This window comes from Bosea sp. NBC_00550 (assembly GCF_026020075.1).
In the GTDB taxonomy this organism is placed as follows: Bacteria; Pseudomonadota; Alphaproteobacteria; order Rhizobiales; family Beijerinckiaceae; genus Allobosea.
This window is the reverse complement of record NZ_CP102772.1, coordinates 2,872,265-2,896,679: the sequence shown is the minus strand read 5'-3', so window position 1 is coordinate 2,896,679 and position 24,415 is coordinate 2,872,265. Positions and strand designations below refer to the sequence as shown.

Annotated in this window: 21 protein-coding genes; 8 read left to right on the top strand and 13 right to left on the bottom strand. The window is 67.0% G+C overall.

All coding sequences use genetic code 11. The features are described from left to right. Positions 1-55: 55 nt before the first annotated feature. From NWE53_RS13925 to NWE53_RS13915, 3 genes are all read right to left on the bottom strand, one after another. Positions 56-1,927, bottom strand: a complete 1,872-nt coding sequence (locus NWE53_RS13925; protein ID WP_265049982.1) for a cation:proton antiporter domain-containing protein — start codon at positions 1,925-1,927, stop codon at positions 56-58. Positions 1,928-2,135: 208 nt separating this feature from the next. Then, a complete protein-coding gene (locus NWE53_RS13920; protein WP_265049981.1) occupies positions 2,136-2,456 on the bottom strand; it encodes a polyhydroxyalkanoic acid system family protein in 321 nt (106 codons plus the stop codon). 177 nt (positions 2,457-2,633) lie between these two features. Next, on the bottom strand, positions 2,634-2,843 hold the full coding sequence (locus NWE53_RS13915) for a hypothetical protein (protein WP_265049980.1): 210 nt from the start codon (positions 2,841-2,843) through the stop codon (positions 2,634-2,636). Positions 2,844-3,020: 177 nt separating this feature from the next. Between NWE53_RS13915 and NWE53_RS13910 the strand changes: the two genes are divergently transcribed. Next, positions 3,021-3,683, top strand: coding sequence for a hypothetical protein (locus NWE53_RS13910; RefSeq protein WP_265049979.1), 663 nt, complete (start codon positions 3,021-3,023; stop codon positions 3,681-3,683). A 102-nt stretch (positions 3,684-3,785) separates the two neighbouring features. Here the strand turns inward: NWE53_RS13910 and NWE53_RS13905 are convergent, their stop codons facing one another. After that, on the bottom strand, positions 3,786-4,085 hold the full coding sequence (locus NWE53_RS13905) for a hypothetical protein (protein ID WP_265049978.1): 300 nt from the start codon (positions 4,083-4,085) through the stop codon (positions 3,786-3,788). 43 nt (positions 4,086-4,128) lie between these two features. Here NWE53_RS13905 and NWE53_RS13900 point away from each other — a divergent pair, with 43 nt between their 5' ends. Then, entirely contained in the window at positions 4,129-4,650 is a 522-nt protein-coding gene (locus tag NWE53_RS13900) for a DUF4156 domain-containing protein (protein WP_265049977.1), read from the top strand. A gap of 66 nt (positions 4,651-4,716) precedes the next feature. On the opposite strand, the gene iolB is transcribed toward NWE53_RS13900, so the two are convergent. From iolB to NWE53_RS13860, 8 genes are all read right to left on the bottom strand, one after another. After that, the gene (gene iolB, locus NWE53_RS13895; protein ID WP_265049976.1) at positions 4,717-5,514 is read right to left on the bottom strand and encodes a 5-deoxy-glucuronate isomerase; all 798 of its coding nucleotides are present in this window, start codon (positions 5,512-5,514) and stop codon (positions 4,717-4,719) included. Positions 5,515-5,673: 159 nt separating this feature from the next. Then, positions 5,674-6,558: a myo-inosose-2 dehydratase gene (iolE, locus tag NWE53_RS13890; RefSeq protein ID WP_265049975.1), complete on the bottom strand. Its 885-nt coding sequence runs from the start codon at positions 6,556-6,558 to the stop codon at positions 5,674-5,676. A gap of 26 nt (positions 6,559-6,584) precedes the next feature. Beyond that, positions 6,585-8,435, bottom strand: a complete 1,851-nt coding sequence (gene iolD, locus NWE53_RS13885) for a 3D-(3,5/4)-trihydroxycyclohexane-1,2-dione acylhydrolase (decyclizing) (RefSeq protein ID WP_265049974.1) — start codon at positions 8,433-8,435, stop codon at positions 6,585-6,587. 160 nt (positions 8,436-8,595) lie between these two features. After that, on the bottom strand, positions 8,596-10,530 hold the full coding sequence (locus NWE53_RS13880; RefSeq protein ID WP_265049973.1) for a bifunctional 5-dehydro-2-deoxygluconokinase/5-dehydro-2-deoxyphosphogluconate aldolase: 1,935 nt from the start codon (positions 10,528-10,530) through the stop codon (positions 8,596-8,598). A 106-nt stretch (positions 10,531-10,636) separates the two neighbouring features. Further along, complete coding sequence (locus tag NWE53_RS13875; RefSeq protein WP_265049972.1) at positions 10,637-11,500, bottom strand: MurR/RpiR family transcriptional regulator; 864 nt, start codon at positions 11,498-11,500, stop codon at positions 10,637-10,639. Between the two features lie 214 nt (positions 11,501-11,714). Continuing rightward, positions 11,715-12,518, bottom strand: a complete 804-nt coding sequence (locus tag NWE53_RS13870) for an SDR family NAD(P)-dependent oxidoreductase (RefSeq protein ID WP_265049971.1) — start codon at positions 12,516-12,518, stop codon at positions 11,715-11,717. A 153-nt stretch (positions 12,519-12,671) separates the two neighbouring features. Continuing rightward, on the bottom strand, positions 12,672-13,691 hold the full coding sequence (locus NWE53_RS13865) for a TRAP transporter substrate-binding protein (protein WP_265049970.1): 1,020 nt from the start codon (positions 13,689-13,691) through the stop codon (positions 12,672-12,674). Positions 13,692-13,880: 189 nt separating this feature from the next. Beyond that, positions 13,881-15,749, bottom strand: coding sequence for a TRAP transporter large permease (locus tag NWE53_RS13860; RefSeq protein ID WP_265049969.1), 1,869 nt, complete (start codon positions 15,747-15,749; stop codon positions 13,881-13,883). 226 nt (positions 15,750-15,975) lie between these two features. Here NWE53_RS13860 and NWE53_RS13855 point away from each other — a divergent pair, with 226 nt between their 5' ends. Genes NWE53_RS13855 through NWE53_RS13845 form a run of 3 tightly spaced genes read left to right on the top strand, consistent with a single transcriptional unit; the run spans position 15,976 to position 19,345 of the window. Next, positions 15,976-16,863 carry an IclR family transcriptional regulator gene (locus NWE53_RS13855; RefSeq protein ID WP_265049968.1) on the top strand — a complete coding sequence of 296 codons (888 nt, stop codon included), beginning with the start codon at positions 15,976-15,978 and terminating at the stop codon, positions 16,861-16,863. Further along, positions 16,860-18,494 (top strand): acyl-CoA synthetase, encoded by a 1,635-nt coding sequence (locus tag NWE53_RS13850; protein WP_265049967.1) that lies wholly within the window; start codon positions 16,860-16,862, stop codon positions 18,492-18,494. Before NWE53_RS13855 ends, NWE53_RS13850 begins: the two co-directional genes overlap by 4 nt. After that, positions 18,491-19,345, top strand: a complete 855-nt coding sequence (locus NWE53_RS13845) for a PCC domain-containing protein (protein WP_265049966.1) — start codon at positions 18,491-18,493, stop codon at positions 19,343-19,345. The genes NWE53_RS13850 and NWE53_RS13845 overlap by 4 nt, the downstream gene beginning before the upstream one ends. A 120-nt stretch (positions 19,346-19,465) precedes the next feature. Here NWE53_RS13845 and NWE53_RS13840 read toward each other — a convergent pair whose 3' ends face one another. Further along, the gene (locus NWE53_RS13840; protein ID WP_442865030.1) at positions 19,466-21,091 is read right to left on the bottom strand and encodes an acyl-CoA synthetase; all 1,626 of its coding nucleotides are present in this window, start codon (positions 21,089-21,091) and stop codon (positions 19,466-19,468) included. 125 nt (positions 21,092-21,216) lie between these two features. On the opposite strand from NWE53_RS13840, the gene NWE53_RS13835 reads away from it, so the two are divergent. From NWE53_RS13835 to NWE53_RS13825, 3 genes are all read left to right on the top strand, one after another. Continuing rightward, positions 21,217-22,122 (top strand): beta-keto acid cleavage family enzyme, encoded by a 906-nt coding sequence (locus tag NWE53_RS13835; RefSeq protein WP_265049964.1) that lies wholly within the window; start codon positions 21,217-21,219, stop codon positions 22,120-22,122. 48 nt (positions 22,123-22,170) lie between these two features. Further along, positions 22,171-22,923, top strand: a complete 753-nt coding sequence (locus NWE53_RS13830; protein ID WP_265049963.1) for a bestrophin-like domain — start codon at positions 22,171-22,173, stop codon at positions 22,921-22,923. A 122-nt stretch (positions 22,924-23,045) separates the two neighbouring features. Next, a complete protein-coding gene (locus NWE53_RS13825; protein ID WP_265049962.1) occupies positions 23,046-24,413 on the top strand; it encodes an ABC1 kinase family protein in 1,368 nt (455 codons plus the stop codon). Positions 24,414-24,415 lie beyond the last annotated feature (2 nt).

The following is a 24,415-nucleotide window of genomic DNA, read 5'->3' as shown; positions in this document are numbered from 1 at the left end:
TTCGACGAAGCCGCTGACATCGAAAGGGCGGGGCGCATGGCCCCCCGCCCTTTTTTCAGGCCGCGGCCGACGGGTCGGCGGGCGAATCGTCCGACGCGGAGGCGCGGGGCTTCACAAGGTGGAGCCCGCCCGCTGCGTCCGGCCTGGCGTCTTCCGGCTTCGCCTCGGGCGGTGAGGCTTCCGGCTGAGCCGCTCCCGCGAGGTTCTGGCAGAGTCCGAGCATGGCGCGGGCGATCTCGGCCTCGCCCATGATCGTCAGCGTCGCGCCGCACTTGGTGAGATGGGCGACCTCGGCATCGGAATGGGCGCGGGCGACGATCGGAAGCGTCGGATTCTCCGCCCGGGCCTGCTCGCAGACCTGGCCGGCCTCGAAGCTGCCGGGAATGGCGACGAAGAGGCGGATGGCGCGCCCGACCGCCGCGGCCGACAGCACCTCGGGATCGGCCGCATTGCCGACGAGCAGCTCCGCGCCGTCGCGCTTCGCCGTCGCGACTGCGTCGGGATTGTCCTCGATGACCAGCAGCTTCGAGCCCTGGGCCAGCAGCCCGGCACCGAGCAGGCTGCCGACGCGGCCGTAACCGACCACGACGATGTGATCCTTGAGGCTGGTCGGGGTGACGTCCCGCTCGGGCGCCGCCTCCGGCTGGGCCTCGGAAGCAGTTGGCTCGGGCTCCGCCGCTTCGGCGGGGGCGGCTGCTGGCTTCGGCTTCGCCACCGGCGCCTCGGGGGCCAGGCGCTCAACGATCGCGAACATCACCGGGTTGAACAGGATCGACAGGATCGCGCCGGCCAGGATGAGATCGCGCCCCTGTGCCGGCAGGATGCCGAGCGCGCTGCCGAGCCCGGCGAGGATGAAGGAGAACTCGCCGATCTGGGCGAGCGAGGCCGAGATCGTCAGCGCAACCGCGTTCGAGCGGCCGAAGGCGCGCACGATCATCCAGGCGGCGACGGATTTGCCGATCAGGATGATGGCGAGCGTGGCGATTAGGGGGCCGGGCGCCCGCAGGATGATGCCGGGGTCGAAGAGCATGCCGACCGAGACGAAGAACAGCACCGCGAAGGCGTCCCGCAGCGGCAGGGTCTCCTCGGCGGCGCGCTGCGAGAGCGGCGATTCCGACAGGATCATGCCGGCGAAGAAGGCGCCGAGCGCGAAGGAGACGCCGAACAGGGTCGCGGCCAGATAAGCGACGCCGAGCGCCACGGCGAGCACGGCGAGGCGGAAGAGCTCGCGCGAGCCCGTATGCGCGACCCAGTGCAGGACCCAGGGAATGACGCGCCGCCCGACGACGAGCATGAAGGCGAGGAAGCCGATCAGCTTGGCGAAGGTCAGGCCGAGCACGCCCCAGATGCCGAGGTCGAAGCGGGTCGCCAGCGGCGCGCTCGCGCCCGGCTGCGAGCCGCCGTTGATGATCTCGGCCAGCACCGGCAGCAGCACCAGCGCGAGCACCATCGCCATGTCCTCGACGATCAGCCAGCCGACCGCGATGCGGCCACGCTCGGTCTGGACCAGCCGCCGCTCCTGCAGGGCGCGGAGCAGAACGACGGTCGATGCAGTCGAAAGAGCCAGGCCGAAGACCGCACCGGAGAACCAGTTCCAGCCGAGCAGCGTCCCGAGCCCGAGGCCGAGCAGCGTCGCGATGCCGATCTGCACGACGGCGCCCGGCACGGCAATCGCCTTCACCGAGAGCAGGTCCTTCAGGGAGAAATGCAGGCCGACGCCGAACATCAGCAGGATGACGCCGATCTCGGCGAGCTCGTTGGCGAGGTTCTGGTCGGCGACGAAGCCCGGCGTGAAGGGGCCGACGGCGACGCCGGCGACGAGATAGCCGACGAGGGGGGAAATCCGCAGTTTTTGGGCGATAGCCCCGAAGACGAAAGCAAGGCCGAGGCCCGCGACGATGATGGCGATCAGCGGGCCGTGATGCATGGGTCTCCCGAGTCCGAAACGTCAAGTAATCGAAAATGCTGGAACGCTTCGGAGCATGGGGTTTGAAGCCGCCGATTTCAACCTAAGGACGTACGTCTTTTAGGCCGGCGCTGCCGAATTTTCCGCCCGCGGCCGCGAGCCGCGGCCGCGAATTATCAGAAGCCATCTCCGGAGTGCGCGCCTGCTGGCGGGCGCAAGGGCGACCGGCTCAGGCCTTCGGTTTTTCCAGGAGGATCTGGCCCTGCTTCTGGACGCCGATCTTCAGCTTCTCGGCGAAGACGGCCAGCATCCAGGGCAGTGTGACCTCGACGCGGACCAGGCTGTCCTCGACCTCGATGCGGCCATGGACGGTCTGGCCGAGCGCGCCCACGCCGAAATGCAGGTTGTCGCCGTCCCAGCGCTCCTCGACGAGCTGCATCCTGACCATGCCGAGCTTGTCGCGAATGCGATCTAGCCCGCTGCGCAGGCGATCGAGCGCGCCCACGCGGCCGAGGTCATGCGAGATGGTGATGGAGACGGGTTTACCCATGGAACCTCATCGGAAAGCGGAGCCGAGCTGCGAAACCAGGCCCGGACATGGCACGAGGCCCAGACATGGCGACGGCGCCGGAGTTTTTCCAGCGCCGTCGAAAAGCCCGCCGGGAGGCGGGCATGATGATCGACAATGATGATGATACGGAACGGAACCCGGCCTTCGGCCGGAGGCTCAATCGCGCTCGATGAGGCGCCTGTGCCCGGTCTGGGTGACGCGCCAGACGATCCCGTCCGACTCGACCAGCCCACGATCCCGCAAGGCAAGCAGCATCGTGTCGTCGAAGATGAAGTGCTGGGTCTGTTCTTCGATGCTCTCCAGCGCGATCCATTCGGGATCCGAGAGAACTGCAGGATGAGCGATCTGGAGGTGCTGAACGTGCATAAGCGTCTCCTTCTCGTTGAATGCCCCTGTTCCGCGATAGATCGCATCCAAACATGACCGGGTTATGGCCGAACAGGCGAAGAATGATGACCCAAGCGTTTTCGACCGTCGCGGGAACACAGGCCCGGAGTCTCTCGTTCATTGCACATGCCCGCTTCCAGAAACGGAGAAACCGCCATGGCGATCACCAACAGATTCCCGCCCGATGTTCAGAACGCTGCCGACGAGATCCAGGACGAGGCCGAGACGACCGTGCGGTCGCTGCGCAGCAAGGCGGCCGATATGGCCGACAAGGCGAGCGAGACCGTGAAGGACGGCTATGAGCGAGCCAAGGAAGCCTGGGACGAGGCCGATCCGATGGAGGCGGTTCGAGAAGGCGGGGACACCGTCGTGCGCACCGTCGAGCGGCATCCGCTCGCGACGCTCGGCCTGGGTGCCGTGAGCATCGGGCTGATTGCCTGGGCGACGCTGCGCAGCCAGCCCTCCTCGCGCTGGGAGCGCTACGAGCCGGACTATGGCCGCATGCGTAGCTGGCTCAACGACTACGGCTCCGATGCTGCGGACGCCGGCAACCGTGCCCTGAAGGCTGGCAGCAGCTGGCTGAGCGCCCGCCGCGAGAGCGCGGACGATTATGCGGATCGCGCCAACGACTACGCGGCGCGGGCGCGCGACTATGCCGATATGGGCGGCCGCATGCTGGCGAAGCGCGCGGAGCGCGAGCCCATGGCCGTCATGGTCGGGCTGGGGCTTGCCGTTTATGTGATCGGCTCGCTTCTGACGTCGGCTTCGAGCGCGGCCAAGGAGCCGGCTCCGGCGCGGCGACGTGCTGCCAAGCGCTGAAGCAACCAGCTCTCCTAAGAAGAAGGGCCCTGCGGCATGCCGCAGGGCCCTTCTTTTCATTATCCTATGGGGAGACGCATCCTAATGGGATGCGCTCACCTATCACCACCAGTAGCCACGGCGTCCGTAATAGCCGCGGCCGTAATAGGAGCGGTTGTCGGCGGCAACGAGGGCGCCCCCGATGACACCGGCCGCGACGCCGGCTGCGACGGCATTGCCGGTTTCGTTCGAGGCGCGGCGGTTCTCGACATAGTTCGCCGAACGGCACTGCTGATAAGCACGGGTGCCCGGACGGAAGCCCTGGGCCTCACAGGTGACTTCAGCGTCGGCCAGGGACTCCTGCGCGGTCTGGCAACCGGCAAGGAGCGCGGCCATGGCGCCAACAATCAAAATGCTACGCATCGTTTATCCTTTTTCAGCCTCCCATTGGCCTGTCGCGACTTAAATGCAGCCGCCATCGCAGGTCAAGAATGACGCGGGCTTTGCGTTAAAGTTCGTGCGGTCGAATTCATTCAATCCCGCAGCAATCAGTGGCTCAGGAAAGCAGCGGCGAACCTGCCGGGCGGCAAGACGCCGCTTCCATATCCCCGGACTTGCATTTATGGCGGAGCGGCTGAACATGGGGCACAAATCGATCAGGACAGCCCGAACCATGGCAATGCCGCGTTTCTTCATTCTTGTGCCGGCTTTGTTGCTGGGGGCCTGCGCCTATCACACCTCGCGCAGCAGCATCGTCGTGGTGACCGATGCGAAGGGGGTTGTGGAGAACTGCACCAAGCTTGGCGAGATCGACGGCAGGTCCGATCTGCATTCGGTGCTGCTGACGGATACGGCGCGCGATTCGATCATCACCCGCCTGAAGATCAAGGGCGCGGAGATGGGTGGAACCCATGTCTTCTCCACTGTCGCCGACATCAAGTGGAAGGGGCCGGAGACCTCCGGCACGGTCTACAAGTGCAATCCATGAGACGGATGCCGACTGAACTGCTCACGGGCGCCCAGGCCTGACCTCGGCGCCCGAAGGGCAGGTGGTTCAGCTCTTCAGCATCCACTCATGCTCGGCGGCGTTGTGGAACTTCCATGTCCGCTTCGGCCCGGCCATGACGTTGAGATAATAGAGATCGTAGCCATGGCAGGTGGCGCAGGGGTGATAGCCCTTCGGCACCAGCACGACGTCGCCATCCTCGATCGCCATCGCTTCGTCGAGGCTGCGGTCGTCGGTATAGACGCGCTGGAAGCCGAAGCCCTGCGGCGGGTTGAGGCGGTGGTAGTAGGTTTCTTCGAGGTATGACTCTTGCGGCAGCTCGTCCCTGTCATGCTTGTGCGGCGGATAGCTCGACGTGTTGCCGGCGGGCGTGATGACCTCGACCACCAGCAGGGAATCCGCCGGCTCGCCTTCGGGCAGGATGTTGGTGACGTGGCGCGTGTTCGAGCCCTTGCCACGGATTTCCTGGCCGAGATCGCGGGGCTTGATGACGCGCACGGGTAAACCGCCGTTGAGCCCCGGCGCGCTGCAGATCGCGAGTTCGAGATCGGTGGTGGCGGTGACCGACCAATCGGAATCCTGCGGAATATAGACCGACCACGGCTTGCCCTCGAACGGCGTCATGCGCTCGCCGAGTTCGCCGAGCCCTTGCCCGCCGGCCGTGGCCTCGCCCTTGCCGGTGACGAAGACGAGGCAGGTCTCGCGGTCGCCGGTCCTGGCCGAGACGGTTTCGCCCGGCTTCAGCCGGTGCAGATCGAAGCCGACATAGGTCCAGCCGGCGCTTTCCGGCGTGACATGGGTGACGCGGCCCTGCGTGCCGGTCGGCTTGACCTTGAGATGGGACATGGGTCGTTCCTCGCGCCGGAGATCAACGTAGCCCTCATCCTGAGGAGGCCCGCAGGGCCGTCTCGAAGGATGCTCCAGGAGGCTCCGGAACCAGCTGGAGCATCCTTCGAGATGCGCTTCTTACGAAGCGCTCCTCAGGATGAGGGCTTGCAAGCTGCTTTACGCCAGCCCCGCTTCCTTGATGAAGCGCGCCAGATTGGCATGGCCGAGCTTGGCATAGGTCGCCGGCTCGGCCTTCTTCGGATCCTGCTCCGCCTCGACCACGATCCAGCCGGAGTAGCCCTGAAGCTCCCTGAGCACGCGGACATAGTCGATGAGGCCGTCGCCCGGCACGGTATAGACGCCGGCGAGCACGGATTCGAGGAAGGACCAGTCCTCGCGGTTGGAGCGCCACATCACGGCTTCGCGGATGTCCTTGCAGTGGACATGGTGGATGCGTGCCTTCCAGTGGCGGGCGATGCGGGCCGGGTCGCCGCCGCCCCAGGTGGCATGGCCGGTGTCGAGCAGAAGGCCGACGGCCGGGCCGGTGACGCCCATGAAGCGATCGATCTCGGCCTCGGTCTGCACCACCGTGCCCATGTGATGGTGATAGACGAGCTGCAGGCCGTACTCGGCCTTCACCGCCTCGGCGAAGTTGGTGTAGCCCGCGCCGAAATCGTCCCATTTCGCCCTGGGCAGGACCGGCCGCGCCGAAAGCGGCTTGGTGATGTCGGAATGGATCGCGTTCGACGTCTCCGCCGCGATCAGGACCGAGCAGCCCATGTCGCGCAGCAGCGTCGCGTGAGCCTTGACGGCCGCCATCTCGGCGGCGACGTCGCGGACGAGCAGCTCGGTCGAGTACCAGCCCGAGACGAGGGCGTGGCCGTGAGCGTCCAGGATCGGCTTCAGCTTGCCGGCCTCGCGCGGAAACTTGTTGCCGAGCTCCATGCCGGTGAAGCCGGCTTCTCGCGCCTCGTTCAGGCAGGTTTCGAGCGGGATGTCGCCGCCGATCTCCAGCATGTCGTCATTCGACCAGCCGATGGGGTTCGCGCCGATGCGGATCATGTCTTTCGTCTTTCCGATAGGCGGGTTCAGTCGCCGATGTGCTGCCGCTTCACGCGGGTTTCATAGTTGGCTCGCGCCGCCCGGACTTCCGCGCGCGCGCTGACCTCGGGCACCGCCACGTCCCACCAGGCGCCGCCGGCGCCGGTCGAGATCAGCGGGTCGGTGTCGATGACGACGACCGTGGTGCGGGTGTTGGCCTTGGCCTGCGCCAGCGCGGTCTCCAGCTCGGCAATCGACGCCGCCTTGGTCGCGATGGCGCCGAGGCTCGCGGCATGGGCGACGAAGTCGATCTCGGGCAGCATCTCGTGGCGGGCATCCTTCAGCAGGTTGTTGAAGGAGGCGCTGCCGGTGGCGTTCTGGAGGCGATTGATGCAGCCGTAGCCGCGATTGTCGAGCAGGACGATGGTGAGCTTCAGGCCCAGCATCACCGAGGTCGCGATCTCGGAATTGAGCATGAGATAGGAGCCGTCGCCGACCATGACGACGATTTCCTTCTCCGGTTTCGCCATCTTGGCGCCGAGCCCGCCGGCGATCTCGTAGCCCATGCAGGAGAAGCCGTATTCGCCGTGACAGGAACCGGGCGGGCCGGCCTGCCAGAGCTTGTGCAACTCGCCCGGCAGACCGCCTGCCGCATGCAGCAGAATGATATCCGAGCCGAGACTGCGTTGAACCGCGCCGATGACCTGCGCGTCCGAGGGCAGGGCGGCGTTGGTGGCGGCCGTGACCTGATCCGCTTCCCTGCGCCAGTCGGCCTTGCCGGCCTTGGCGTCGGCGGTCCAGCTTTCCGGGGCCTTCCAGCCGGCGATGGCCTCAGCCAGTTCGGCAAGACCTTCGCGCGCGTCGGCGACGAGCGGCAGGGCCCGGTGCTTGCCGGCATCGAAAGCCTGAACGTTGAGGCCGATGATCGTCTTCTGCGGGGCGCCGAACAGTGCCCAAGAGCCGGTGGTGAAATCCTGCAGGCGTGAGCCGACCGCGAGGATGAGGTCGGCCTCGGCGGCGAGACGGTTGGCGGCCGCGGTGCCGGTGACGCCGACGGCCGCCATGTTCAGCGGGTTGTCGTCCGGCAGGGAGGACTTGCCCCCTTGCGTCTCGCAGACGGGAATGCCCGTCGCGGCCGAGAAGCGGGCGAGATCGTCGGAGGCGCCGGAATAGAGCACGCCGCCGCCAGCGACGATCAATGGCTTCCTTGCGGCCTTCAGGGCCTCGGCGGCGGCCTTCAGCTCGGCGCGGTCGGCGCGCGGACGACGCGGCGTCCAGAGGCGTTCAGTGAAGAAGCTCTCGGGGTAATCATAGGCCTCGGCCTGAACGTCCTGGCAGAGCGCGAGCGTCACAGGGCCGCATTCGGCGGGGTCGGTCAGCACCTGCATGGCGCGGGCGAGCGCCGGGATGATCTGCCCGGGCCGGGTGATGCGGTCGAAATAGCGCGAGACGGGCTTAAAGCAGTCATTCGCCGAGACGGTGCCGTCGCCGAAAGCCTCGACCTGCTGGAGGACGGGATCGGGAATGCGGTTGGCGAAGACGTCGCCCGGCAGCAGCAGCACCGGCAGGCGGTTGACATGGGCCAGCGCCGCAGCGGTGACGAGGTTGGTCGCGCCGGGGCCGATCGAGGTGGTCGCGGCCATGAAGCGGCGGCGCATGTTCGCCTTGGCGTAGGCGATGGCGGCATGGGCCATGGCCTGCTCGTTATGGGCGCGGAAGGTCGGCAGGCGCTCGCGCTCGTGCCAGAGCGCCTCGCCGAGGCCCGCGACGTTGCCATGGCCGAAGATCGCCCAGACGCCGCCGAAGATCGGGAGACGCTCTCCGTCGATCTCGGTCATCTGCGCGGCGAGGTAGCGCGTCAGGGCCTGCGCCATGGTGAGGCGGATGGTGCCAGTCATTTCGGATTCCGACTTTCCGCAACGAATGATGAAGTCATCCCGGGCGAGGGAAGCGAGACCCCGGATCCATGCCGGAACCGTTCAGGCATGGATCCCGGCTCGGCGCCGCTCGCGCGGCTTGGCCGGGATGACCCGCGTGGGTGGGCCGATCGCATGAAAGCTATGCCGCCTTGCGGCCGCGCGTGGCAAGCCAGAGGTCGGTCAACGCGCCGAAGCGCCTGGCCATGTCGGCGATGGCAGCCTCGTCATCCAGCTGGCCCGAAAGCCAGCCCTCGGCTGCCGACATGAAGATGGTGCGGCCGACTGCGAAACCCTTGACGATGGGCGCATTGGCCGTGGCGGCAAAGCCGGCTTCCAGCTCCTCGACCGGCGCGTCGAGGCCGAGCAGGAGGACGCCGCGGCACCAGGGGTCGTGCTTCGCGATGGTCTGCTCGATGGCCGCCCAGGCAGCAGGTGAGGATTGCGGCTCGAGCTTCCACCAGTCGGGCTTGATGCCGAGCGCGTAGATCTCCTCCAGCGCGCGGGAGATGGTGTCGGGGCCGAGCGGGCCGTTCTTGCCGGCAATGATCTCGATCAGGAGTTCGCGCCCGACCTTGCGCGCCGCCTCGAACAGGCCGCGCAGCTTGTCCTGCTGGGTCTGCTTCAGTTCCAGAGCGTCGTCCGGATGATAGAAGCACAGGCATTTGATGCAGTGCTCCACCGGCCATTCCGGCAGGGCCGAGCCGATATCCTGGCTCATCTCGAAGCGCAGCGGGCGTGAGCCCGGCAGTTCGACCGGCCGGCCGAGCCAGGCGAAAGGATGGCGGGCGAACTCGAACATCGCCTCGCGGCCATGCTTTTCGTCGAGCAGCATGCCGTAGCCGGGCCGGCCATTGGCGACGCGCGCGGCGGCCTTGACCGCGAGCACCTTGAAGTCGCGGATACGGGCGGGATCGGTCCCGGCCTTCGCCGCCAGCTCCTCGAGCTGGGAGCGATGGTCGCAGGCCAGCGCCATCAGCGAGGGGATGTCGCGACGGCGCGTCGTGGCCCAATGGATGTGGTTGATGTCCTCGTCCTTGCGCAGGGCGCGGTGCGGGCTGCCGTTCTTCAGGAAATATTGCAGTTCCTCGAAGGTCGGGCTTTCCGGCGAGCAGAGCAGGCGCGAGACCGCGAAGGCGCCGCAGGCATTGGCCCAGGTCGCAGCCGTCTGCAGGCTTTCGCCGCCGAGCCAACCGCGCAGGAAGCCGGACATGAAGGCATCGCCCGCGCCGAGCACATTATAGACCTCGATCGGGAAACCCTTGCCGACGATACCGTCTTCCAGATCGTCCGGGATCGCGCCGTCATAGACGATGCAGCCCATCGGGCCGCGCTTGAGCACGATGGTCGCAGGCGTCAGCGCGCGAATGGTCTTCAGCGCCGGCAGCAGCTCGCTTTCGCCGGACGCGATCAGCACCTCTTCTTCCGTGCCGATGATGAGGTCGCAGCCGGGCAGGACGGTCTTCATCCGCTCGGACACCGCCTGCGAAGCGATGTAGCGGTTGTCGCCCGCGTCATGGCCGGCGAGGCCCCAGAGATTGGGGCGATAGTCGATGTCGAGCACGACCTTGCCGCCGTTCGCGTGCATCAGCTTCATCGCCTTGCGCTGGGCGGCCTCCGGCTTCGGCCGGGCGAAATGCGTGCCGGTGACGACGACGGCGCGGGCCTTGGCGATGAAGGCGGGGTCGATGTCGCCCTCCTCCAGCGCCATGTCGGCGCAGTTCTCGCGGTAGAACAGCAGCGGGAAGGATGTGTCGCTCTCGACCGAGAGGATGGCGAGCGCGGTCAGTCGCTCGGGGTCGGTCTTGAGCCCGTCCAGATTGACGCCTTCGCGGCCGAGCTGCTCGCGCAGGAAGCGGCCGAACTGCTCGTTGCCGACGCGGGTTAGCAAGGCCGAACGCAGGCCGAGCCGCGCGGTGCCGATGGCGATGTTCGCCGGGCAGCCCCCGACGGACTTGGCGAAGCTGGTGACATCCTCCAGCCGCGAGCCGATCTGCTGGCCGTAGAGGTCGACCGAAGCGCGGCCGATGGTGATGACGTCGAGCGCCTGCGCCGATCCGCCGAGCGGTCCCGTCATATCATCCTCCCGGCTGCGATGCTCGTTGAGGCCGAACGGCCCTTGCTGCCGGCATGAAATAATAATTCCATTATTTCGTCAATGCGGAATAGATGTTCCTCAGACGTCAAGCTTGCCCGCGCCGGCGACCCTTGCGGCCGATGCGGCGGGCCTCGCCGATGCCGACGGAGAGCGCCATCGCCAGTGCCATGGTCGAGGAGAGCGTGCGGAAGCCGCCGAAATCGGCCTCGGCGACCTCGAACCAGAGGCTGGCGAAGCTCGCAAGCGGGGAAAACGCGCTATCGGTGATGGCGACCAGCGGGACTCCGCGTTCGGCGAGGCCGCGAGCGTCCTCGACGGTGGCCTGCGCATAGGGCGAGAAGCTGACGACGAGCACGGCATCCTTCGGCGAGGCGAAGGCGATCATCTCGGGGTCGAGCCCGGCCGCCGATTCGACCAGCTGATAGCGGACGCCGAGCTTGCCGAGCGCATAGGCGAGATAGCTCGCGATGGGGTATGAGCGGCGGCGGGCGAGGATATAGATGGTCTCGGCCCCCGCCAGCATCGTGATCGCGCGGTCGAGCGTCGCGTCGTCGAGGCTGCGGCTCATCACGTCGAGCGACTTGCGCGAGGCGGTGAGAAAGCCGTCGAGAATGTGGTGGTTACCGGCAGCGCCTTCGCCGGTCCGCAGCGTGCTGAGGCGCTCCTCATAGCTCGAATTGCGCTCGCGCAGCCGCTCGCGGAAGACGCCCTGCAGGCTGGTGAAGCCATCGAAGCCGAGATGCTGGGCGAAGCGGATCAGCGTCGAGGGCTGGACGCCGGCCGAGACGGCGATGCTGGCGGCGGTGCCGAAGGCGATCTCGTCGGGATTGTCGAGCGAATAGGCTGCGATCTGGGCGATGCGCTTGGGCAGGCTCTCGCGCTGGGCGAGAATCAGCGTGCGCAGGCCGTCGAAATCGCGCGGCAGTTCCGCAACGGCGGTTTCGCTCATTCTTGGGTTTCCGTTGCCGTCCCTGTTGCGACAGTTCTGGCAGCGAAGCGGAAATGGAGCAAGCGTTCCAATGGGGGAATGAACAATCGACGGGGGAGAGGCTGTCATGCTCGGGCTTGACCCGAGCATCTCCTGCCGAAAGAGGCTCCGGCCGCTTCTTCGGCATGAGATTCTCGGGTTTCCGCTTCGCTTCGCCTGAGAATGACGCCGCGAGTCAGCCCGGCAGGCCGGCGGTGCAGCTCTGGCCGCCATCGACCGGCAGGCAGACACCGGTGATGAACTTCGCCTCATCGGAGGCGAGGAAGACGGCGGCGTTGGCGATGTCCCAGGCCGTGCCCATCTTGCCCATCGGCACCTGCGCGTCGCGGGCGGCGACCATCTCCTCGACCGAGGCGTATTGCGAGGAGATCTGCTTGTAGATCAGCGGGGTGTCGATCAGGCCGGGCATGATGCAGTTGGCGCGGATGTTCTGCCGGGCATACTGCATCGCCAGCGCGACGGTCGCCTGGTTCACCGCCGCCTTGGTGGCGTAGTAGGCGAAGTAGGGATAGCCGGTCCAGCGGATGGCGGCGAGCGAGGAGATGTTGACGATGGCGCCGCCGCCGCCCTTCAGCATCTGCGGGATCACGGCCTTGGCGCAGCGATAGACCGAGCCGAGATTGAGCTGCAGCGAGGCGTTGAACTGCTCCTCGGACAGTTCGACCGGCCCACCCATATGGGTGACGCCGACATTGTTGTGCAGGATGTCGATGCGGCCGAAATGGCGCGCCGCGTCGGCGACGCAGGCTTCGACCGAGGCGAGCTTCGTGACGTCGGCTGCGAGCGCCAGCGCCTTGCCGCCTTCACCGGCGATGATGCTTGCCGTCTCTTCGGCGGCTTCGCGGTTCAGGTCGACGCAGGCGACGCCGGCGCCCTCGCGGGCGTAGGTGACAGCGGCGGCCTTGCCATTGCCCCAACCGGGGCCGGAGGAGCCGGCGCCGAAGACGATGGCGATCTTGCCCTTCAGCCGGTCAGCCATGGTGGTCAGTCTTTCTGTGGCGTAGCGCGGACGCGTCGAGGAAGCGCGTCATGCTCGGGCTTGACCCGAGCATGACGGAAACCAGAGCTAGCTGGTCATGAGATTCTCGGGTCGAAGCTTCGCTTCGCCCGAGTAATGACGGTTACGGAGCGATCAGCTCAGCGAGCTGCCGACCGCCTTCTCCAGGATCGTCCAGGCCTCGTCGCCGTACTTCTTCTTCCACTCGGCATAGAAGCCGGCCTTGCGCAGCGCTTCGCGGAAGGCGTCGGCCTTGGTCTCGTTGGCAACCATGCCCTTCGAGACCAGCTCGCCCTGCAGGCCGGCGTTGAGCTTGAAGACGTCGTCTCGCTCCAGAAGGGCGGCGGCGTTGATGTTCTTGGCGACGATGGCGCGCAGGTCCTCCGGCAGCTTCTCCCAGGCGCGGCGATTGGCCAGGAACCAGAAGCCATCCCACATGTGGTTGGTCAGCGAGAGATACTTCTGCACTTCGAAGAGCTTGGCCGTCGAGATGATGGCGAGGGGGTTCTCCTGGCCGTCGACGATCTTGGTCTGCAGGGCCGTGTAGACCTCGGCGAAGTTGATGCTGGCCGGGGCCGACTGGAAGGCGGTGAACATCGAGGTCCAGAGCGGGGAGACCGGCACGCGGATCTTGAAGCCCTTGAGGTCCTCGGGCGTGTTGACCGGGCCCCTGGAGGAGGTGATCTGGCGGAAGCCGTTGTCCCAGATCTTGTCCATGACGACGAGGTTGGCCTTGTTGATCTGGCCGCGGACGTAAGCGCCGAGCTCGCCGTCCATCGCTTTCCAGACCGCATCGTAGTTCGGGAAGGCGAAGCCGATGCCCGACAGCGAGGCGTTGGCGACCAGCGTCGACAGGATCAGCGGCGAGAGCGTGAAGAACTCGACGCCGCCCGAGCGGACCTGGCTCAGCATGTCGGTGTCGGAGCCGAGCTGGTTGTTCGGGAAGATCTGGATATCGACGCGCCCGTTCGTCTCCTGCTTGATCTTCGCCACCGCCTCGTTGGCGCGCGTGTTCATCGGGTGCGCGACGGGCAGGTTGTTGGCGTATTTGTAGGTGAACTCGGCGGCCTGCGCATTGGCGCGGCCGATATGGAAGGTGCCGATGGCGGAGGCGGCGGCTGTCGCCTGGAGCAGGCTGCGGCGTGAGATGGTCATGGGCGTTTTCTCCTTGGATTGCTTTTACTTGTTGCTGCGGCTGATTTCAGGGGCGGGTCATCCCGGCCGCAGCGTAGCGGAGCGCCGGGATCCATCGTAGGGCTCTGTGCTCTACGATGGATCCCGGATCTGCGCGGCTAGCGCCGCTTGTCCGGGATGACGTCGAGCCTGTTCGTTTCAACATGAGCTTCACAGCACCCAGGTCGATAGGCCGGGGACGAGGGCGATGACGACGAGGCCGATCAGCAGCGCGATGAGATAGGGCCAGATCGCGCCCATCGCTTCGTCCGGCGAGACGTTGCCGATCTTGCAGGCGATATAGAAGCCGATGCCGATCGGCGGCGTCATCAGGCCGATGTTCATCGCCGTGACGACGACCATCGAATAATGGATGTCGTTGATGCCGAGGTTCTTGGCGATCGGGAACATCAGCGGCGCCATCAGCACGATCGCCGGCAGGCCTTCCAGCACGCAGCCGAGGATCATGAAGACGACGATCGTGACCGCCATGAAGGTGAGCCAGCCGCCGGGCAGGCCCGCCATGAAGGTGGCGAGGTCGCGGGCGAAGCCGGTCTGGGTCAGGGCCCAGGCCATGGCGAGCGCGGTGCCGAGGATCATCAGGATCGCGCCCGAGAGCGCGGCGGTCTCGACCAGCATGGCGTAGAACTTGGCCCGGCCGATGCCGCCATAGAGCACCATGCCGATGATCAGCGCGTAGAGCACGGCGATGGTCGAGACTTCCGTGGCGGTGGCGACGCCGCCGCCGACCGCGGCCCGGATGATGAAGGGCAGGACGAGCGCGGGCGCGGCGATCAGAGCCGCCTTGCCGATGATCGAGAAGGGCGCGCGACGCACGCCCTTCATATCCTCGGCCATCGCCTTCCAGCGGGCGAGGCCGGCGAGCGCCAGCAGCAGCACGCCGGCGATGACGAAGCCGGCATTGAACAGCCCGGCGATCGAGACGCCGGCGACGGAGCCGAGCACGATCAGCACGATCGAGGGCGGCACGGTGTCGGCCATCGCCGCGCCGGTGGAGAGCAGCGCGATCAGGTCCTTGGGCTTGTAGCCGCGCCGCTTCATCTCGGGGAAGAGAGCGGGCGCGACCGTCGCCATGTCCGAGACCTTGGAGCCCGAGATGCCGGAAACCAGGAAGAGCGAGCCGAGCAGGACATAGGACATGCCGGCGCGGACATGGCCGAGCATCGAGGCGAGGAAGTCGACGATCGCCTTGCCCATGCCGGTGGCGTCGAGGATGCAGCCGAGCAGCACGAAGATCGGCACCGAGAGCAGGATGATGCTCGACATGCCCTCATCCATGCGCCCGACCATCACGACGGTCGGCACGCTGGTCGAGAACATCAGGAAACAGAGCGTGCCCAGCCCGAAGCAGAAGGCGATGGGAACGCCGGCAACAAGGCAGAGCGCGACGACGCCGATCAGGAAGATCAGGATGTTGAGGTAGCCAAGTCCCTTGAAGACCGGCGTGCCCAGCCAGAACAGCAGGCCCAGGCCCACGATCGTGGCGGCGGCCAGGGCCAGATCCTGCGGGCGGGAGGTCTTGATCGCATAGCGCAGTGCGAGCAGCAGCATCAGCACGATGCCGATGGCGATGGCGGAGACGCGCCAGCTATTGGGAATGTTGAGCGCGGCCGAGGTGACGTAGCTTTCCTCGATCGTGTAGTCGATCGCGGGATAGACCATGGCCGCCAGGAAGGCCGCGATGGCGAGCAGCGCGAAGGTCTCGACGAACTGGCGCAGCCGCTCCGGCATCATGTTGACGAAGAGCGACAGGCGCAGATGCTCGTTGCGGTCGATGGCGATGGCCGAGCCGAGCATGGCCAGCCATATGAACGAGATCGAGGCGACCTCGTCGACCCAGACGAAGGGCAGCGAGAAGACATAGCGCGAGGTGACGCCGAGCAGCAGCACGCAGATGATGAAGGCGACGAGCGCGCCGGCGACGAACTCGACCGGGCGCATGATCGGGGAGCCGGGGCGCGCATCCGCGTTCTCGCTCAGGTTCTCGGGCAGCGCCAGCGTATCGACGACATCGACCATGCCGCGACCTCAGCTACGGCTTGGGCGGCACGGGCTTGTCCCCGCCACGCAGTGTGCCTCTAGGGCCATCGCTCATCCTCCCTTCGCGCCGATCTTGTGAACTGTCGGCGTCGATTGTGGTCCACACTGTGAGCAGTGGACGCGTGGCAGATTTACACGATGAAGGCGGCGTTGCAATCGGCAATGCACCAATCTAGGCTCTGAGGATAAGAACAAGGTCCATATCATGGACTATCTGGAGGAGCGCTTGCCGCAGAGTTCCGCGCCGGAAGCCGGTCTGTCCGGCTCGCAGAGCGTCGACCGCGCTCTGGGGCTGCTCTCGCTGATCGGGCGCGAGCCGGCCGAAGGCTTGCCGCTCGGCGAGATTGTCTCCGGCAGCGGGCTCAACAAGCCGACGACGCGGCGGCTGCTGCTGGCGCTGATGCGGGCCGGGCTCGTCGAGCAGGAGCCGCAGACGCGCCGCTATTGCCTGGGCGAGGAGGCCTTCGTGCTCGGCGTGCTGGCGGGGCGCCGCCATGGCGTGCTCGATATGGCGATGGACAGCCTTCGCCGTCTTTCGACGGACACGAAGGATACGAGCTTCCTGACCGTGCGGCGCGAGAATTATGCGATCTGCCTGCATCGGGAGGAGGGCACCTATCCGGTGCGGACCCATGCGCTGCAGGGTGGCGACCAGCATCCGCTGGGCGTCGGGGCGGGTTCACTCGCGATCCTCGCCGCGCTGCCGGACGACGATGTGGACCGCATCATCGCCGCCAACGCGGCCGTGCTGCTGGCGCGCTATCCGGGCTTCGCGCCCGAAGCGATGCGCGCCGATATCGTCGAGACGCGCGAGCGCGGCTTCTCGCTCAATCCCGGCCGGCTCGTCGCCAGCTCATGGGGAGTAGGCCGCGCCTTCCGCTATCCGGACGGGCGCGTCGCCGGGGCTTTGTCGATCGCCGCGATCGACAGCCGCATGGCGCCGGCGCGGCAGGCCGAGCTTTCGGGGCTGCTGGTACGCGAGGGCGTGCGGATGGAAGCGCTGCTGGCGCAGATGTTCGTTTCCAAACAGGGCGCCAGGCCCATGACGGCGGCCGCGCCGCGATCGATCGAGACAGGGAGAGCCGCACGATGAGCTCCGTAACCGCAGCCCCCGCCGGAGGCGTCGTGCCGATGACGCGGCGCGTGATGAACCTCGCCCATATCGCGACGCAGAACGCGCGGCGCCTGGCCGAGCACCCCGCCTTCATCTGGGGCGAGAAGACGCTCGACTGGGCCGAGATCGATGCGCAGGTCTCGGCGCTGGCGGCGGGCCTGAAGGCGCGCGGCATCGGCAAGGGCGACCGTCTGCTCGTCCATTCCAAGAACTGCGACGCGATGTTCGTCTCGATGTTCGCGACCTTCCGGCTTGGCGCGGTCTGGGTACCCACGAATTTCCGCCTGCTGCCGGACGAGGTGGCCTATCTCGCCACTGCCTCCGGCGCCAAGGGCTTCCTCTGCCATGGCGATTTCCCGGAACATGCCGCGGCGGTCGCGGCTGCGAACCCGGCGCCCGAATTTCTCTGGCGGATCGGGGAAGGCGCGTTCGGCGAGGACGAGGTCGGGGCGGTGATCGCGCGCCATCGCGGCGAAAAGGTCGAGAACGCCGCGGTCGAGCACGACGATCCCTGCTGGTTCTTCTTCACCTCGGGCACGACCGGGCGATCCAAGGCAGCCGTGTTGACCCATGGCCAGATGGGCTTCGTGATCACCAACCATCTCTGCGACCTGGTGCCGGGCTCGACCGAGGCCGACGCCTCGCTGGTGGTGGCGCCGCTCTCGCATGGCGCAGGCGTGCACCAATTGGTGATCTCGGCGCGCGGCGCGGCCTCGATCCTGCTGCCGACCGAGCGTTTCGATATCGACGAGGCCTATCGGCTGATCGCCAAGCACCGCATCACCAATATCTTCACGGTGCCGACGATCCTGAAGATGCTGGTCGAGCATCCCGCCGCCGACCAGCACGACCATTCCAGCCTGCGCCACATCATCTATGCGGGGGCGCCGATGTATCGCGAGGACCAGAAGGCGGCGCTCGCCAAGCTCGGCAAGGTGATCGTGCAGTATTTCGGGCTGGGCGAGGTGACCGGCAACATCACCGTGCTGCCGCCGGCGCTGCATGAGCCAGAGGACGGGCCGCATGCGCGCATCGGCACCTGCGGCTTCGAGCGCACGGGCATGCAGGTGCAGATCCAGGACGAGGAGGGCCGGGAGGTCGGCGCGAACGTGCAGGGCGAGATCTGCGTGATCGGCCCGGCCGTCTTCGCCGGCTACTACGACAACCCCGAGGCCAATGCGAAATCCTTCCGCGACGGCTGGTTCCGCACCGGCGATCTCGGCCATATGGACGAGCAGGGCTTCGTCTACATCACCGGCCGCGCCTCGGACATGTACATCTCCGGCGGCTCGAACATTTATCCGCGCGAGATCGAGGAGAAGATCCTGACCCATCCGGCTATCGCCGAGGTCGCGGTGCTCGGCGTGCCCGACCCGGTCTGGGGCGAGATCGGCATCGCGGTCTGCGTCAACAGGCCAGGACAGCGCGCGACGGAGGCCGAGATCGCCGATTTCCTTAGCCCCAAGATCGCGCGCTACAAGATGCCGAAGCGTTTCCTGTTCTGGGAGGCCCTGCCGAAATCCGGCTATGGCAAGGTGCCGAAACGCCTCGTCAAGGACGAGCTGGAAAAGCGTGGCGAGCTCGATTTCCTGAAGGGGAGGGCAAAGTGAGGCGGATCGAGCAGCCCGGCATCGGCACGCCCGAGCGCATCCAGTGGGCGGAGTGCCATGGGCTTTCCTTCCCGATGACGCTGCAGGCGGGCTTGCCGCTGCTGGAGGCCGTCAGGCGCAGCTTCGCGGCGGCGGGCTTCGTCTCCGGCGTGGCCAAGCTTGACGGGCTCAAGCTCTCGCCCTTCGCCTATGTGATGCCGGCGCTGTCGAAGACGCCGGAACATGCCGCTTTCTACAGCGAGACCTTCCGGCCAGCGGGGGTGACGCAGGTCGAGCTCGGCGCGATGACCTTCGGCCAGCGCGACGGCGCGCCGTTCTTCCACGCCCATGCACTCTGGGCCGAGGGGCCGGCCAAGCGCAGCGGCGGCCATATCCTGCCCGACGAGACGGTGGTCGCCGAGACGATCACGCTGCCGGCGGTCGGGCTCGACGGGACGGCTTTCGTCGCCGAGCCGGACGGGGAGACGAATTTCAAACTGTTCGGGCCGAAACCGGCGGCGCTGCTCGACGCGACGCGCAACGGGCGTTTCTTTGCGCTGCGGGTGAAGCCAAACGTCGATTTCTGCGGAGCGCTGGAGGGGTTCTGCGCCGAGCATGGCATCCGGGAGGCCGTAATCCATGGCGGTGTCGGCTCGACGATCGGCGCGCGCTTCGCGGATGGCGGGGTGGTCGAGAATTTCGCCACGGAGGTCGCGATCACTCATGGACGGATCGCGGCGGGCGAGGGCGGGTTCGAGGCTGCGATCGATGTCGCGCTGGTCGACTACAAGGGCACGCTGGCGAGCGGGCGGCTGAAGCGCGGCGACAATCCGGTGCTGATGACCTTCGAGCTGGTGCTGGAGGCGCTATAGCAGCGTCGTCATTCTCGGGCGGAGCGTAGCGCAGACCCGAGAATCTCCTGCCGAACAAGGAGCGTCGGGGCCTCCGTCCGCCAGAGATGCTCGGGTCAAGTCCGAGCATGACGAGAGGTTTCAGCCGCCCCGCTGCTTCTCGATCTCCCGATTCCGCAAATCCTTGCGCATGATCTTGCCTGTGGCGGTAAGCGGCAGCTCCGTCACGAACTCGACCTCGCGCGGATACTGGTAGGCCGCCAGCCGGTCGCGCACGAAGGCCTGGATCTCGGCTGCCAGCGCCGCGGAGGGATCGATGCCCGGCTTCGGCAACACGAAGGCCTTGACGATCTCGGTGCGGACGGGATCGGGCACGCCGACGACCGCCACCATCAGCACGGCGGGGTGGCGGATGATGCAATCCTCGATATCGCCCGGGCCGATGCGGTAGGAGCCCGAGGAGATGATGTCGTCGTCGCGGCCCTGGAACCAGAAATAGCCCTCATCGTCGCGCGACCCGGTATCGCCGGTGACCAGCCAGTCGCCGATGAATTTCGCCGCGGTGGCGTCGGGCTGGTTCCAGTATTCCAGCATCATTACCGGGTCCGGCCTGTTGACCGCGATCAGCCCCGGCTCGCCGGGCGGCAACTCACGCCCCTCGGGCGAGATCACCGCCACGCGGTGGCCGGGCACGGCGTGGCCCATCGAGCCCGGCTTTACCGGAAACAGGCTGGCGCAATTGGCGACGAGGAGGTTCGCCTCGGTCTGGCCGTAGAATTCGTTGACCGGGAAACCGAAGGTCTCGCGGCTCCAGTCGAGCATGTCGGCGCCGAGCGTCTCGCCGCCGGTGCCGATCGAGCGCATGGAATAGCCGAAGCGCTGGGGATTGCCGACCTGCCGCATCAGTTTGAGGGCTGTCGGCGGCAGGAAGGCGTTGCGGACCTTGTGGCGCGCCATCAGCGCGAAGGCAGCCTCGGGATCGAATTTGCGGGCGCGGGAGGCGAGCACCGGCACGCCGCAATAGAGGCTCGGCAGCAGCACATCGAGCAGTCCGCCGATCCAGGCCCAGTCGGCGGGTGTCCAGAACAGGTCGCCGGCCTGCGGGAAGAACTCCTGCGGCATCTGCACGCCCGGCAGATGGCCGAGCAGGACGCGATGGGCATGGAGCGCGCCCTTCGGCTTACCGGTGGTCCCGGAGGTATAGATGATCACGGCCGGGTCGTCGGCGCGGGTGTCGGCGGCGGTGAAGCTGTCGGAAGCCTTCGCCATCTCCGCCTCGAAATCGAGATGGCCGGCGCCGCCGACGACGAAGATCTTGCGCAGGTTCGGCAGCGCATCGCGGATTGCCTCGACCTTGCCGATGTTCTCGGCATCGGTGACGAGGACGCTGGCGCCGCTATGGCCGAGCCGGTGCTCCAGCGCCTCCGGGCCGAACTGGATGAAGAGCGGCAGGGCGATGGCGCCGCGCTTGTAGGTGCCGAGATGGGCGATCGCGGTCTGCGGCGATTGCGGCAGCAGAATGCCGACGCGTTCGCCCGGGCCGATGCCGTGAGCGCTGAGCAGATTGGCGAAGCGGTTCGATGCACGGGCGAGGTCGTCGAACGAGAGCGTCGCGACCTTGCCGTCAGCCTCCTCGAAGATCAGGGCCGGACGGCCGGTGCCGTCGGCATGGGCGTCCGAGCAGGCGGTGCCGATGTTGAAGCGCTCCGGGATGCGCCAGGCGAAGCGGCGCAGCGAATCTTCATAAGTCGTGCCGCGCTCCAACACAGGTCCGCTCCGGTCGCTCTCATGCATTCCTGCCGATCCTGCCCAGCCTGCGGGCAGGCTGACAAGCCCGGCGGACGCGGCTTACGGTCTGCGGAAAGCCGCATAAGCCGATCGAGGAAATGCCTGTGACCAAGCCGATCTGGATCGAAGCCGCGATCAACGGGCCCTGGGGCAAAGAGCGCCAGCCTGGTATTCCAATCAGCATTCCCGATATCGTCGCCGACGGCATCGCGGCGGTCGAGGCCGGTGCTGCGATCGTGCATCTGCACGTCTACGATGTCGCGACGGGCCGCCAGCGCGACGACTGGGAGCTCTATGCGCAGGCGATCGAGGGCATTCGCGCCAAGGTCGACGCGATCGTCTATCCGACGATCCCGATCCTCGGTTCCGGCTATGCCGGCGACATGATCGGCTCGGGCCGGTACACCCATCTCGAGGAACTCGCGAAGCGCGGCCTCGTCGAATGGGGCGTGCTCGATCCCGGCTCCTGCAACTGGACGACCTTCGCCGGCATCCCGCAGGGAGAGCCGGGCTTCATCTATCAGAACCCCGGCGAGCATATCCGCGAGGGCATGGAGGTGGCCGAGCGTCACAAGGTCCATCCGAGCTACGCGATCTACGAGCCCGGCTTCACGCGGCTGGGGGCCGCACTGGCCAGGGCCTATCCAGGCATGCCCACGCCGATCTACCGGCTGATGTTCTCCGACGCCTTCGCCTGGGGCTTTCCGCCGCGCGAATGGGCGCTGGAGGCGCATCTCAAGCTGCTGGCCGAGGATGCTCCCGAAGCTCCGGTGATGATCGCCGGGCTCGGCGTCGATCTATCCGAGCTGATCGCGCCCGCCGTCTCACGCGGGGTCCATGTTCGCGGCGGGTTGGAGGATGCGCCCTTCGGCTGCACCAAGACCAATGCGGCCTTGATCGCCGAGACGGTTCGCAAGGTCGAGGCTGCTGGAGGGCGGGCCGCCAGCGTGGCCGAGGTGCGGGCGAATCTCGCGGGACGCCGGCCGGCGGTGGACGCAACGTCAAGCTGACGATATCTTGCCGGCTTGCCCGACAGGGCGAGAGGCATCAGGCGCGCAATGAGCCCCATCGCCATCGGCTGCATCGCCTTTCTCTGCGTGTTCGGCGCGGCGCTCGCGGGAATGGTGCTGCGCTCGCGCCTGCCCGACCACCATCTGGCTCCCGAATCCAGGGATGCGATCAAGCTGGCGACGGCGATCATCGGGACGCTTTCGGCACTAGCGCTCGGGCTCCTCATCGCTTCGGCGAAGCGATCCTTCGACGATGCCGGCCTGGAGAGGCGGACGTCGGCGGCGCGCGTGCTCCTGCTTGATCGCGTCATGGCGCATTACGGGCCGGAAACGCAGCCGATGCGCCTGGCGCTTCGCAAGGCCCTCGAAGCGAGGCTGAGCGCCGAACGGGATGACGGTGTCCACGATATCCCGCTCGCCGAGGGCTTCGACGTCGAAGCCATTCAGGATGGGCTGCGGGGCCTGACGCCGACGACCGAAGCGCAGCGCCTGCTTCAGTCGCGTGCGCTTCAGGTCAGCGGCGACATCGCCGAAGCGAGATGGGTGCGCACCGAAACGGAGGTGGGCGGGTTTCCCACCCCGTTTCTCGCGGTGCTGATCCTGTGGTTCACCTTGCTCTTCGCCTCCTTCGGTATCCTCGCGCCGAGCAACGGGACGGTCGTGTTCACGCTGCTCGTCTGCGCCCTGTCCGTCAGCGTCGCCCTGGTCCTCATCATCGACATGGATCATCCCTATCTCGGCTTCATCCGTGTCTCCGACGCCCCTTTCAGAACGGCGCTCGAACGGCTGGGGCGGCCGTGACGCGGCCCCATGCGCCGGGGCGCACTCGGCCCGCGGCATGACCGGCGAGGCGACGGGCCGCACTGGCATCCCCCGCGCGACGGCTTACATCAGGTGAAGCCCGATCCCGCGAAAGCGAGCCGATGTCCGACCGCGATACCGAAGCCAACCGCTTTTCTGCCCGTGCCGCGCGCTATGCCCGCGTCGGGGCCAATGTCGGCGGGGTGGCGGCGCGGATCGCCGGCGCCCGGCTCTTCGGCGTCGAGGGACGCGACGCCTCCAATGCCGAGGCCTTGGCGAAGGCGCTCGGCGGGCTGAAGGGGCCGATCATGAAGGTGGCCCAGCTCGTCGCCACCATTCCCGATGTCGTGCCGCCCGAATATGCCGCCGAATTGCAGAAGCTGCAGTCGCAGGCGCCGCCGATGGGCGCGGCCTTCGTCAAGCGCCGGATGATGGCGGAGCTCGGCGCGGGCTGGCGCGAGCGTTTCGGCGAGTTCGATCTCAAGCCGGCGGCGGCGGCCTCGCTCGGGCAGGTGCATCGCGCCACGACGAGGGAAGGCGCCCCACTCGCCTGCAAGCTGCAATATCCTGACATGGAATCGGCCGTGGAGGCCGATATCGCCCAGCTCGAGATACTGTTCGCATTGCATCGGCGCATGGGCGCGGTGATCGATACGACCGAGATCGCCAAGGAGATCGGCGCCCGCGTCCGCGAGGAGCTCGACTACCGCCGCGAGGCCAAGCACATCGCGCTCTACCAGACCATCCTCGCCGACACGGCGCAGGTGCGCGTGCCGGCTGTCGAGGCGGGGCTCTCGACCGGGCGGTTGCTCACCATGCACTGGCTCGACGGCAGCCCGATCCTCTCGCACAAGCAGGACGGGCAGGAGGCGCGCGACCGGATCTCGACCGCGATGTTCAAGGCCTGGTGGCGGCCCTTCAGCCATCACGGCGTCATCCATGGCGACCCGCATCTCGGCAACTACACGGTGTTTTCGGAGGCCGGCGAGCCTGATGGCATCAACCTGCTCGACTATGGCTGCATCCGCATCTTCCCGCCCTCCTTCGTCGGCGGGGTGGTCGATCTCTACCGCGGCCTGCGCGACGGCGAGGATGCCCGGGTCGTCCATGCCTACGAGACCTGGGGCTTCAAGGGGCTGACCAAGGATCTCGTCGACACGCTGAACATCTGGGCACGCTTCATCTACGGGCCGTTGCTGGAGGACCGGACACGGCGCATCGCCGAAGGCGTCGGCCCGGCCGAATACGGCCGCAAGCAGGCCTTCCAGGTGCATCAGGCCTTGAAGCAGCGCGGGCCGGTGACCGTGCCGCGCGAGTTCGTCTTCATGGACCGCGCCGCGATCGGGCTCGGCGGCGTCTTCCTTCATCTCGACGCCGAATTGAATTTCCACCGGCTGTTCGAGACGGAGATCGACGGCTTCTCATTGGAGCGGGTGGCCGAGCGGCAAAGCACGGCGCTGGCAGGCGCCGGCCTGAAGGCGCAGGCCTGAGC

What these genes read in the sequence shown, in the direction of transcription:
- NWE53_RS13925 (WP_265049982.1), bottom strand. Translation starts at nt 1,927, where the DNA reads ATGCATCACGGCCCGCTGATCGCCATCATCGTCGCGGGCCTCGGCCTT.
- NWE53_RS13920 (WP_265049981.1), bottom strand. Translation starts at nt 2,456, where the DNA reads ATGGGTAAACCCGTCTCCATCACCATCTCGCATGACCTCGGCCGCGTG.
- NWE53_RS13915 (WP_265049980.1), bottom strand. Translation starts at nt 2,843, where the DNA reads ATGCACGTTCAGCACCTCCAGATCGCTCATCCTGCAGTTCTCTCGGAT.
- NWE53_RS13910 (WP_265049979.1), top strand. Translation starts at nt 3,021, where the DNA reads ATGGCGATCACCAACAGATTCCCGCCCGATGTTCAGAACGCTGCCGAC.
- NWE53_RS13905 (WP_265049978.1), bottom strand. Translation starts at nt 4,085, where the DNA reads ATGCGTAGCATTTTGATTGTTGGCGCCATGGCCGCGCTCCTTGCCGGT.
- NWE53_RS13900 (WP_265049977.1), top strand. Translation starts at nt 4,129, where the DNA reads ATGCAGCCGCCATCGCAGGTCAAGAATGACGCGGGCTTTGCGTTAAAG.
- iolB (WP_265049976.1), bottom strand. Translation starts at nt 5,514, where the DNA reads ATGTCCCATCTCAAGGTCAAGCCGACCGGCACGCAGGGCCGCGTCACC.
- iolE (WP_265049975.1), bottom strand. Translation starts at nt 6,558, where the DNA reads ATGATCCGCATCGGCGCGAACCCCATCGGCTGGTCGAATGACGACATG.
- iolD (WP_265049974.1), bottom strand. Translation starts at nt 8,435, where the DNA reads ATGACTGGCACCATCCGCCTCACCATGGCGCAGGCCCTGACGCGCTAC.
- NWE53_RS13880 (WP_265049973.1), bottom strand. Translation starts at nt 10,530, where the DNA reads ATGACGGGACCGCTCGGCGGATCGGCGCAGGCGCTCGACGTCATCACC.
- NWE53_RS13875 (WP_265049972.1), bottom strand. Translation starts at nt 11,500, where the DNA reads ATGAGCGAAACCGCCGTTGCGGAACTGCCGCGCGATTTCGACGGCCTG.
- NWE53_RS13870 (WP_265049971.1), bottom strand. Translation starts at nt 12,518, where the DNA reads ATGGCTGACCGGCTGAAGGGCAAGATCGCCATCGTCTTCGGCGCCGGC.
- NWE53_RS13865 (WP_265049970.1), bottom strand. Translation starts at nt 13,691, where the DNA reads ATGACCATCTCACGCCGCAGCCTGCTCCAGGCGACAGCCGCCGCCTCC.
- NWE53_RS13860 (WP_265049969.1), bottom strand. Translation starts at nt 15,749, where the DNA reads ATGGTCGATGTCGTCGATACGCTGGCGCTGCCCGAGAACCTGAGCGAG.
- NWE53_RS13855 (WP_265049968.1), top strand. Translation starts at nt 15,976, where the DNA reads ATGGACTATCTGGAGGAGCGCTTGCCGCAGAGTTCCGCGCCGGAAGCC.
- NWE53_RS13850 (WP_265049967.1), top strand. Translation starts at nt 16,860, where the DNA reads ATGAGCTCCGTAACCGCAGCCCCCGCCGGAGGCGTCGTGCCGATGACG.
- NWE53_RS13830 (WP_265049963.1), top strand. Translation starts at nt 22,171, where the DNA reads ATGAGCCCCATCGCCATCGGCTGCATCGCCTTTCTCTGCGTGTTCGGC.
- NWE53_RS13825 (WP_265049962.1), top strand. Translation starts at nt 23,046, where the DNA reads ATGTCCGACCGCGATACCGAAGCCAACCGCTTTTCTGCCCGTGCCGCG.